7 protein-coding genes are annotated in these 7,632 nt (G+C 61.6%); all 7 read left to right on the plus strand.

The window, feature by feature from the left end; translation table 11 throughout:
- Positions 1-829, plus strand: an 829-nt coding sequence (locus ABIZ35_RS23820) for a DUF1793 domain-containing protein (RefSeq protein WP_348222423.1), incomplete at its 5' end; no start/stop codon positions are given.
- Between the two features lie 219 nt (positions 830-1,048).
- Positions 1,049-3,637: a DUF4965 domain-containing protein gene (locus tag ABIZ35_RS23825; RefSeq protein WP_348222424.1), complete on the plus strand. Its 2,589-nt coding sequence runs from the start codon at positions 1,049-1,051 to the stop codon at positions 3,635-3,637.
- A gap of 91 nt (positions 3,638-3,728) precedes the next feature.
- Complete coding sequence (locus ABIZ35_RS23830) at positions 3,729-4,355, plus strand: hypothetical protein (RefSeq protein WP_348222425.1); 627 nt, start codon at positions 3,729-3,731, stop codon at positions 4,353-4,355.
- A gap of 8 nt (positions 4,356-4,363) precedes the next feature.
- Positions 4,364-5,386, plus strand: coding sequence for an anthranilate phosphoribosyltransferase (trpD, locus tag ABIZ35_RS23835; protein WP_348222426.1), 1,023 nt, complete (start codon positions 4,364-4,366; stop codon positions 5,384-5,386).
- Entirely contained in the window at positions 5,379-6,170 is a 792-nt protein-coding gene (gene trpC / locus ABIZ35_RS23840) for an indole-3-glycerol phosphate synthase TrpC (RefSeq protein WP_348222427.1), read from the plus strand. The genes trpD and trpC overlap by 8 nt, the downstream gene beginning before the upstream one ends.
- Before the next feature lie 278 nt (positions 6,171-6,448).
- Positions 6,449-7,090: a phosphoribosylanthranilate isomerase gene (locus ABIZ35_RS23845; protein ID WP_348222428.1), complete on the plus strand. Its 642-nt coding sequence runs from the start codon at positions 6,449-6,451 to the stop codon at positions 7,088-7,090.
- An 11-nt stretch (positions 7,091-7,101) separates the two neighbouring features.
- The gene (locus ABIZ35_RS23850; protein ID WP_348222429.1) at positions 7,102-7,407 is read left to right on the plus strand and encodes a S24/S26 family peptidase; all 306 of its coding nucleotides are present in this window, start codon (positions 7,102-7,104) and stop codon (positions 7,405-7,407) included.
- Positions 7,408-7,632: the final 225 nt, after the last annotated feature.

The raw sequence follows: 7,632 nt of genomic DNA on the forward strand, positions 1-7,632 counted from the left end.
GGCGAAGAAAGAAGTCGAGTACTATAAGAGCCAGATGAAGCAGTACGGTCTGCCGCTGGACTCGCGCACCAAGCTGACCAAGACCGACTGGGAATACTGGAGCGCGACCCTCGCCGACAACCAGGCCGACTTCGAGACCATCACCGACCCGATTTACAACTATCTCAATGTGACGAATCATCGCCTGCCGCTCGTCGACTCTTATAACACGGACGACACCCCCCCAAACCCAGCGTTCCGCGCGCGTCCGGTGGTCGGCGGCTTCTTCATCAAGGCGATTTCCGATCCGACGATCTGGAAGAAATGGTCGGCGGCCGATACGTTCAAGGCGAGCGGCTGGGCCGATGTCCCAGAACCGCCGGTCATTACGACCGTCGTTCCCACTTCCGAGAAAGCGGCGCAGACCTGGAAATTCACGACCAGCCAGCCATCCGCCGACTGGAACAAAGCAACCTTCGACGACGCGTCCTGGAAGACAGGCGCGGCCCCGTTCGGTACGGGAGGTACGCCCGGCATCAACGGCAATCCGGGAACGACCTGGAACAGCGGCGACATCTGGATGCGCCGCCAGATCACGGTTCCCGCCGGATCGTTCAAGAACCTCCAGTTCCTGGCCGTTCATGATGAGGACATCGAGATCTACGTCAACGGCGTCCTTGCCGCCTCGGAAAGCGGATACACCGGGACCTATCAGCCTCTGGAGATCGAGCCCGCCGCCCTGGCGCTCTTGGCGCCCGGCGCAACGGTGACAATCTCCGCGCATGTCCACCAGACTACTGGCGGCCAGAGCGTCGACATCGGCCTCGTCGATGTTCAGGTCGCGAAATAACGATCAGTTCTATTCGCACATGTGTCAGAGCCGCCCATGGTTCTGGCGCATGTGCTCCACGAAGCAGTATCTCTCAGCTTTCCCCATCACAAACTAGAAACATTTCAACACAAGATGTGCTTTTTGCAAATAAAAGAGTGCATTTCGGCTATTCCCATTTTTCCGTGTGAGTGGTAAGATTGTAGTATCTGAACTCTCACCAGGATGGGAACGCCATAAATGAAGCTTCTGTATTCCACAACGGTCTTTACGCTTACCGCAATCTCGGCTCTGCTGCCGGTCTGTGCGGGAGCGCAGGACCTCCGGCCGCCGGCGACGCCGCTGGTCGCCATCAACCCCAACTTTAGCATCTGGTCCCGCACGACCAATCTCAACGACAGCACCACCAAGCACTGGACCGGACGCGATCACCCGCTCGTCAGCCTCATTCGGATCGATGGAAAAACCTATCGGCTCATGGGCGCTGGCCCAGCCGGCGTGCCGGCCCTGCCCCAGGTCGCCCTCAAAGTCCTGCCGACCCGCAGCATCTACGATTTTGAAAACGACGCCGTCCACGTCACGCTGACATTCACCACGCCGTCCCTGCCCGATGACCTCGAAGTGCTCGCGCGTCCCGTCACTTACCTGACCTGGGATGTGAAGTCGCGCAAAGGCTCGCACAGTGTTTCGCTCTACGACAGCACCAGCTCGGCCCTCGCCGTCAATGAGACCAGCGCGCCCGTCGTCTGGAAGCGAGAAACGTTTGGCGCACTCACGGCGCTCAGCGTCGGAAGCAAAGCGCAGACGATTCTCCAGCCCGTCGGCGACGATGTTCGCGTCAACTGGGGATACGCCTACGCGGCCGCGAACGCCAAGCAGTCCAAATCCTCCATCGGCGGCAACGGCGCCCTCCTGGCTTCCTTCATCAAAGACGGCGTAATCCCCACGACGGACGATTCGCGCCAGCCGCGCCCCGTGACGGACGACCAGCCGGTTCTGGCCTTCACCTTCAATCTGGGCAAGGTCGGCGGGTCCACGGTTTCCCGCCACCTGAGCCTCGCTTATGACGAGATTTACGCGATCAACTTCTTCCGCCAAAAGCTGCGTCCCTACTGGCGACACAACGGCGCTACTCCCTCGGACCTGCTGCAAGCCGCCGAAAAAGATTACGATTCCCTCGCCAAGCGCTGCGTCGCCTTCGACAATCTGATGATGACGGACATGACCAAGGCCGGCGGCGCCAAGTACGCACAAGTCACCGCCCTCGCTTATCGACAAACCCTCGCCGGCTCAGGCCTCGCCGCCGATCCCAACGGGCAGCCACTGATCTTCCCGAAAGAAAACAGCAGCAACGGATGCATCGCCACGGTCGACATCATCTATCCCGCCGCCCCGCAGTTCCTGCTCATGGGACCGACCTACGCCAAGGCCGTCGCCGCGCCCGCCATGCTCTACGGCGCCGCCAGCCGATGGAAATTCCCCTTCGCCCCGCATGACCTGGGAACCTATCCGGCGGCCAACGGGCAGGTCTACGGCGGCGGCGAGACTTCCACGAACGAAGGCGACATGATGCCGGTGGAAGAGTCGGGCAATATGATCCTGATCTGCCACGCCATCGCCAAGCAGGAAGGCAACGCCGAGTTTGCCTCGCGCTTCTGGCCGACTCTCACCGCGTGGGAACAGTACCTGGAAAAGTATGGCCTCGATCCCGAAGATCAGCTCTGCACCGACGACTTCATGGGACATCTCGCCCACAACTCCAACCTCGCGGTCAAAGCGATCCTCGCCATCGCCGCCTACGGCGACCTGTGCCGGATGCGCGGCGACATGGCCGGAGCCGAGAAGTACAAGGCCATTGCCAAGGCCGACGCGCTGCACTGGACGGAAGCGGCCAAGGACGGCGATCACTCGCGTCTGGCGTTCGATAAGCCGAACAGCTGGAGCCAGAAGTACAACCTGGTCTGGGATAAGATTCTCGACCTGAACGTCTTCCCCGCCGACACGGCCAAAAAAGAAGTCGAGTACTACAAGACGCAGATGAAGCAGTACGGTCTGCCGCTGGACTCGCGCACCAAGCTGACCAAGACCGACTGGGAATACTGGAGCGCGACTCTTGCCGACAACCAGGCCGACTTCGAGACCATCACCGACCCGATCTACAATTTTCTCTATGTGACGGATCAGCGCCTGCCGCTGGTCGACTCCTATAACACCGACGACACTCCTCCAAACCCAGCGTTCCGCGCCCGCCCGGTCGTCGGCGGCTTCTTCATCAAGGCCATCTCCGATCCGACGATCTGGAAGAAGTGGTCCGCAATGGACACGTTCAAAGCGAGCGGCTGGGCCGATGTGCCGCCGCCGCCGGTCATCACTGCCGTGATCCCGACCTCCGAGAACACCGCGCAGAGCTGGAAGTACACGACGAGCCGACCGTCAGACGACTGGAACATGACGAACTTCGACGATTCGTCCTGGCAGACCGGCGTTGCGCCGTTCGGCAAATCTGGCACGTCCGGTATCAAGACGCTGGGCACAAGCTGGCTGACCGACGACATCTGGATGCGCCGCCAGGTCACGCTTCCGGCAGGACCGTTCAAGGACCTCCAGTTCCTGCTGCTGCACGACGACGACGCTGAGGTTTACGTCAACGGCGTTCCCGCCGTCATCGACGGCGGCGCCAATGGCCGGTATCAGCCATTCGAGATCGATCCCGCCGCCCTGGCGCTCCTGACGCCCGGCGCGACGGTCACCATCTCCGCGCATATCCGCCAAACGGGCGGCGACCAGAGCGCCGATCTCGGCCTGGCCGATGTGTCCCCCGCGAAATAACTTCCTCTCCTCCTCCGCGTTTTACCCTCTCCCAGCTCCGGGGGAGGGTAAAATATTGTCAGCCGCAATTGTACTTACTGGAGCCCGCCCCTTGAAACTCATCGCCGATATCCGGATCGAACTGCCCTTTGCGCTGGACTTCTGCGCCACCGGCCCCGACCTGGACCCGCTTGTCTGCACCCTGCAAGGCGTTCAAATCACTCTCTATTTTCCGCCCTCCCTCAGCGACGGCACCGACGGCCAGGGACTGTTCGGCGAATGGGCGTGGTGGAAGGGGACGATCCTGCGGCTCATCCAGGAGCGCGAAGTTTCCGACGTGGAGGATGTAGAATCGCTGCGCGAAATGGCGCTGGAGACGGGGGACGAAGTGATGCGCCGCTTCATCAACTCCTACCGCTGGCGGCTGGGCCGCGCGGATATCTATCCCGTACGGCTCGACCCACGCAAGCTCATTCTGACCGCGGAGCACGAGGATGGAGCACGCGAAACGCTCGCCGAGCCGATCTCCGCGTTCTTCTACAAGAACATGCCCAAAGATCCGCCACTGAAGACCTCGGTGAACTCCAGAACTCTCGCGCGTCTGCGGGACGATATCGCCAAGGGCGTGGAGCCAAGCATTGGCGTCCAACTGGACCTTGACGCCGAGGCGCTGGAAGGCCAGGGCGAGTTCCTGCGCGCCGAACTCATTCGCGGGCTGGCCCGCCAGCAGATGGACTGAACACAACGATGAAACATGCGATACAGAAATTGATCGACCGCCAGGATCTTACCGAAGAAGAATCCGCCGCCGTGATGACACAGATCATGGAAGGCGCCGCGACCTCTGCGCAGATCGCCGCGCTGGCGGTGGCGCTTCGGGCGAAGGGTGAATCCATTGGCGAGATCACGGGCTTTGCGCGCGTGATGCGCGAGTACGCCGTCCAGGTTCCCGTCCAAACCGATAAGATCATTGTGGACACCTGCGGCACCGGCGGCGACAGTCTCAAGACATTCAATATCTCCACGGCGGCGGCTCTGGTGGTGGCGGCGGACGGGCGCCTCGTAGTGGCGAAACACGGCAACCGCGCCGCGACCAGCAAGTGCGGCAGCGCCGACGTATTGGAAGCGTTGGGCGTCAAGCTCGACCTGCCGCCGCACGATGTCGGCCGCTGCGTGGAGGAAGTAGGAATTGGATTTCTCTTCGCCCCCTCCATGCATCCCTCGTTCAAGTACGCCGCCGGACCACGCCGTGAGATCGGCATCCGCACGATCTTCAACATGCTCGGACCGCTCACCAATCCGGCCGGCGCCAGCGTACAGCTCATCGGCGTCTACGATGGCGATGTCTGCGAAACACTGGCTCACGTCCTGAGAAATTTAGGCAGCCGGCGCGCTCTGCTCGTGCATGGTCTAGATGGGCTGGACGAGCTTTCGACACTGGGTAAGACGGCCGTGAGCGAACTCAAAGACGGCGAAGTACGCTCCTATGTGCTGGACGCCGACGCCGAGCTTGGCCTGCCTATCGCCACGATTGGGGAGCTTGCGGCGAGCGAAACGCCGGAAGACAATGCGCGGATCTTGATGGGCGTGCTGGGCGGCGGCGATCGCGGGCCACGCCGCGAGATCGTCCTGCTGAACGCGGCCGGTGTGCTGATGGTGGGCGGTGTGGTAGAATCCCTGTCGGAAGGCGTCACACGCGCCGCCGATCTGATCGATAGCGGCGCCGCGCACAACGCCCTCGAACGATTGCGGGAGTTTACGAATGGCTGAGAGTACGATTTTACAAACGATATTGGCGCACAAGAAGACGGAGATGGCGCAGCGCCGGCACGACATCCCCTTCGCGGAGATCCGCGACCGCGCCGCCGACCAGCCGCCCACACGCGACTTCGCCGCCGCCCTGCGCCAGCCGCGCCTGGGCAAGGTCGGCCTGATCGCCGAGGTCAAGAAGGCTTCGCCGACCGCCGGATTGATCCGCGCCGACTTCGATCCCGTCCGGATCGCCCAGACCTACGAAGCCAGCGGCGCCGACTGCCTCTCCGTGCTCACCGACGAGCGCTTCTTCCAGGGCCACGATACGTTCCTGCAAGCCGTCCGCAAAGCTGTCGATCTTCCATTACTGCGCAAGGACTTCACCGTCGATCCTTACCAGATCTACGAAGCCCGCGTGCTCGGCGCCGACGCCATTCTGCTGATCGCCAGCGCTCTGACGCCCTATCAGATCCAGGACTACTCGGCGGTCGCCCGCAGCCTCGGCCTTCAGACGCTGGTCGAAGTCCACAACGCCGCCGAAATGCAAGTCGCGACCAACGCGGGCGCGCCGCTGATCGGCATCAACAGCCGCGACCTCTCCACCTTCGTCACCGACCTCGGCATCGTCGAGCGCCTCGCGTCGATGGTCGGCCCCGGCGTCACCCTCGTCGCTGAAAGCGGCCTCAAGACCCCCGCCGACGTCGCCCTCGTCACCAGCGCCGGCGCGCACGCCATTCTCGTCGGCGAAACTCTCATGCGCGCCGAAGACATCGGCGGCGCCGTGCGAGAGCTGCTCGGGTAGGCGTTAGGCCCTATTCCCCCGGCGCTTTAGCGCGCTTCCCCCTTTTTCCCAACAAGCTGCTGCGCAGGGTAAAAGGGGTGCTGATCACTGTCCTCCATTCACTTGTCACAGAGCCGTGAGGATGTTTGTTAAAGAACGCGGAATACTCTTTTCACTCTTCACAGCTACTTGTCGAGCGAGCAAGGCTGCAATTATCAGCACCCCTTTTACCCTGCGAAGCAGCTTGTTGGGAAAAAGGGGGAGACGAGCCTAAGCGAGTGGGGGAATAGGGACGACTCATGCCCCTCATCAAGATCTGCGGCGTCACCAGTTGGACCGACGCCAAGGCGGCGGTGGACGCGGGCGCGGACATGCTGGGTTTCGTCTGTGATGAGAATAGCGAGCGGCTGATTCTGCCCGGCGATTACCTGGAGATCGCAACGCGGCTGCCGTCTCGGATCGTGCGCGTGGGAGTGTTCGGCGGCAATACCCATCCTGAGTGGCGGAGGGCCGGATCCGGCTTATTCGCCCGCTTCGATCAGATTCAGTATTATGATGACGCGATCTGGCCCGAAGTGATCCGTGAGAACTGGGATATGGGGCGCAAGATCAAAGCCTTCCATCTGACACGAGATCAAGACCTGCGGACAATCGCCGCGTTCAATGGTCTGGTGCAGAATTATCTGTTGAACGTCAACGCGCCCCCGCCGCCCGGTTACCGGCATCCCGAATCGTACGGCTGGGAGTTGGCGCGTGAAGTACGGCAGTTTGGGAAGCGCATTTACCTGACTGGCGGCCTCACCGCGGAAACCGTTCGGACGGCGGTCGCGAATGTGCGGCCATACGCAGTGGACGTCACCGTGGGCGTCGAATCCTCGCCCGGCGTCAAAGACCCCGCCAAGATGGCCGCGTTCGTCCGCGCGGCGCGGGGAGAAAAATAGGAAACGCACCCATGAGCTGGGCGCTATTTGCGAAAGAAGCCTTGCGTAAAGGCGAAACCGTCCTCATCAAGCCGCGCGGCCACTCCATGACCGGCAAAGTCAACGACGGCGACCACGTCACCGTCGAACCCTGCGACCCCGACACCCTCCAAGTCGGCGACATCGTTCTCGTGCGCGTGCATGGAAACGACTATCTCCACCTCATCAAAGCGATCGACAAAGGCCGGTTCCAAATAGGCAATAACCGTGGCGGCATTAATGGCTGGGTCGGCCCGAACGGGATTTACGGCAAGGCAACGAAGATTGAAGCGCCTTAACATTCTCAAGAACTGAAGCGATTTCTACTTAGGTGAAATCTCGTTGGTATAATAGATCAATAATTACTATCTGATACGGAGTTTTCATGCGCACTTCCCGCCTTCATCTTTCCCTGTTCACCGCCAGCGCCGCAATGAGCGCACTTTTGCTGCTGGCGCCGTGCCGCGAGAGCGCCGCCAATGGCACAGTCACGGTGCTGCACCAGTTTAGCGACGGCGCCGCTC

Source organism: Capsulimonas sp. (assembly GCF_039929585.1).
In the GTDB taxonomy this organism is placed as follows: Bacteria; Armatimonadota; Armatimonadia; order Armatimonadales; family Capsulimonadaceae; genus Capsulimonas.

What these genes read in the sequence shown, in the direction of transcription:
- ABIZ35_RS23825 (WP_348222424.1), top strand. Translation starts at nt 1,049, where the DNA reads ATGAAGCTTCTGTATTCCACAACGGTCTTTACGCTTACCGCAATCTCG.
- trpD (WP_348222426.1), top strand. Translation starts at nt 4,364, where the DNA reads ATGAAACATGCGATACAGAAATTGATCGACCGCCAGGATCTTACCGAA.
- trpC (WP_348222427.1), top strand. Translation starts at nt 5,379, where the DNA reads ATGGCTGAGAGTACGATTTTACAAACGATATTGGCGCACAAGAAGACG.
- ABIZ35_RS23845 (WP_348222428.1), top strand. Translation starts at nt 6,449, where the DNA reads ATGCCCCTCATCAAGATCTGCGGCGTCACCAGTTGGACCGACGCCAAG.
- ABIZ35_RS23850 (WP_348222429.1), top strand. Translation starts at nt 7,102, where the DNA reads ATGAGCTGGGCGCTATTTGCGAAAGAAGCCTTGCGTAAAGGCGAAACC.